Source organism: Streptomyces adustus (assembly GCF_009377175.1).
GTDB classification, from domain to species: domain Bacteria; phylum Actinomycetota; class Actinomycetes; order Streptomycetales; family Streptomycetaceae; genus Streptomyces; species Streptomyces adustus.
Map to the genome: position 1 here is coordinate 1 of NZ_VJZD01000490.1, position 2,685 is coordinate 2,685.

At 72.8% G+C, this 2,685-nt stretch carries 2 protein-coding genes; one reads left to right on the forward strand and one right to left on the reverse strand.

What is annotated here, in order from left to right; translation table 11 throughout:
* A partial coding sequence (locus tag FNH09_RS45965) for an RICIN domain-containing protein (protein ID WP_152895807.1) occupies nucleotides 1–1,660 on the forward strand: 1,660 nt, incomplete at its 5' end.
* A 45-nt stretch (nucleotides 1,661–1,705) separates the two neighbouring features.
* Here FNH09_RS45965 and FNH09_RS45970 read toward each other — a convergent pair.
* Nucleotides 1,706–2,685, reverse strand: a 980-nt coding sequence (locus FNH09_RS45970) for a lysylphosphatidylglycerol synthase transmembrane domain-containing protein (RefSeq protein ID WP_238427491.1), incomplete at its 5' end; no start/stop codon positions are given.

Below are 2,685 nucleotides of genomic sequence, written 5' to 3' on the forward strand. Positions count from 1 at the left end.
CGCCCACGCGGCCCCCACCGCCTCCACCACGCTGGTCGTCCACGCGGCGCAGAACCTGCGGTCCGTCACCCATGTCGCCGCCGGCAGCCTCTACGGCCTCGCCGACGCGAGCACCCCCGCCGACAGCCTCGTCCAGGCGCTGAAGCCGAACACCTTCGTCCAGATGGCCCCCGGTGGAAAACAGTTGCCCAACGGCGAGCCCACACCCGCCGGTGACTCCCTGGTCGTCGCCGCCAAGGCGGCCAGGGCGGGTGCCAAGGTGGTCGTCAGGATGCCCGACTGGTATCCGAACTTCCCGTACAAGTGGGTGAGCTGGAGCGACTGGCTGGCCGCCGTCGACACCCAGGTGGCCTCCGTCAAGGCGTCCGGTGCCGGCAACATCAGCGCGTACGAGCTGTGGAACGAGCCCGACTGGACCTGGGACACCGCCAATGCCGGTGCTTTCGACGCCGGTTGGGCCCGGACGTACAAGGAGGTGCGCGCCAAGGACGGCACCACACCCATCCAGGGACCGAGTCACTCGGCGTGGAACCAGAGCTGGATGAGCACGTTCCTCACCGACGCCAAGGCCACTGGCACCGTGCCGGACGTCATCGCCTGGCACGAACTCCAGGGCAGCCAGGACATCGCCGCCCATGTCTCCGCCTATCGCGCGCTGGAGAGCAGTCTCGGCATCAGTCCGCGGCCGATCTCCATCGAGGAGTACGCGACCCCGACCGAGATCGGCGTGCCCGGGGCACTGGTCGGCTACGTCGCCAAGTTCGAGCGCGCCGGCGTCCGGGACGCGGAACTCGCCTTCTGGAACCACTACGGCACCCTCGGCGACACCCTGACCGACACCGGGGGATCGCCGAACGGCTCGTACTGGCTGTACAAGTGGTACGGCGACATGTCCGGGACGATGCTCGCCACCACGCCTCCCGCGCAGACCGGCATCGACGGTGCCGCCTCGCTCACCGGCGACGGCAGGCAGGTCAGCGTCATCTTCGGCGGCGGCACCGGAGCCACGGCCGTCACCGTCGACGGGCTCGGCTCCCTGTCGGCCTTCGGCGGCACGGTCCATGTGAAGCTGGAGTACACCCCCTCCAAGGGCCGTACGACGGCCGTCTCGGCCCCCTTCACGGTCTCCGAGGCCGACTACGCCGTGACCAACGGCTCGATCACCGTGCCCGTCGCCATGAACGCCTCCGACGGCTACCACCTGGTCGTCACGCCCAGCGGCACCTCCACCTCGCTGGCAGGCCGCTACCAGATCACCAACCGGAACAGCGGGCTCGCCCTGGACACGCTGAACGCCGGTACGGCCCAGGGCACGGCCGTCGTCCAGGCGGCCCCGACCACCGGCACCGACCAGAACTGGACCCTGGTGGCGGCCGGTTCGGGGCTCTACCGGATCGTCAACCAGGCGAGCGGGCTGCTGCTCGGCATCACCAACGCGAGTACGGCCGACGGCGGCACGGCCCTGATCTGGGGTGACAACGGCACGGCCGACCACCTCTGGCAGCTCGTCCCGGCCGACGGCGGCTACTACAAGATCGCGAACTACAACAGCGGTCTGCTGCTCGGCGTCGACGGCATGAGCACCGCCTCCGGCGCCCGGGTCCTCCAGTGGAGCGACAACGGCACCGCCGACCACCTGTGGAGACTGACCGCACGCTGACCCGCCCGTCCGGCGCCCGTGGCGTACGGCCCGGGCGCCGGGCGTTCACAGCACCTCGCGCTGCACGAGCGCCGAGAGCACCAGCGCGCCCGGGAGCAGCGGCACCCACACCGTCAGGACGCGGTAGCCGATGACGGTCGCCGTGGCCAGGCCCAGCGGCGCGCCGAACGCGGTCATGGCCAGCACCAGCGCCGCGTCCACGGGCCCGATGCCGCCCGGCGCGGGGACGGCCCCGACCGCGGTGCCCGCCGCCAGGAACGCGAACACCACCTGGGCCCAGGACAGCGGCAGCCCCAGCGAGGCGCCGACCGCGGCGATCACGCACCCCTGGAGCACCGGTGTGGCGGCCGAGCCGCCCCACAGGGCCAGCACCCGGCTGGGCCGGGTGTGCAGCACGCGCGCGTCGGACAACGCGGTCCGCACGAGGGCGAGGACCGGCCGGCGCAGTGGACGCACCAAGGTCACCAGCAGCGCGGCCGCCGCCGGACCGGCCACCAGGCACGCCGTGATCAGCAGCAGCGTCCCGTCGTCCGGGACCAGCGCGCCGAGCTCCAGCATGTCCGGGAAGGCCAGCACGAAGGCGAGCAGGACCGGGATCTTCGCGATCGGCTTGGCCAGCGAGTACAGGGCGATCGAGGCGGTCGCGCGGGCGAGGGGGATGCCCTGGCTCCGGTAGAAGCGCAGGGTGACGGCGTGCGCGCCGACGCTGGCCGGGAGCACGTGGTTGGCGGCCCCGGCGGCGAACTGGGAGGCGATCAGCAGCCCCGTCGGCAGCCGGTCCGGGATGGAGCCCTGTCGTACGACGGCGGCGGCCACCCAGCCCAGGCAGGTGAGGAGGACGGCGAGCAGCAGCCACCAGGGGTCGGCCGAGGCCAGCCGGGCGGTACCGCCGCGCACGGAGGGCCAGTCGACCGCCGCCCACACGCCGATCAGCAGGACCGGAAGCAGGACCGCCGCCCGGCGCAGCAGCCTGGCGGCCGCCGGGGAGCGGACGGGAGAGGCGGCAGGCGCGGGCGGGGAGAGCG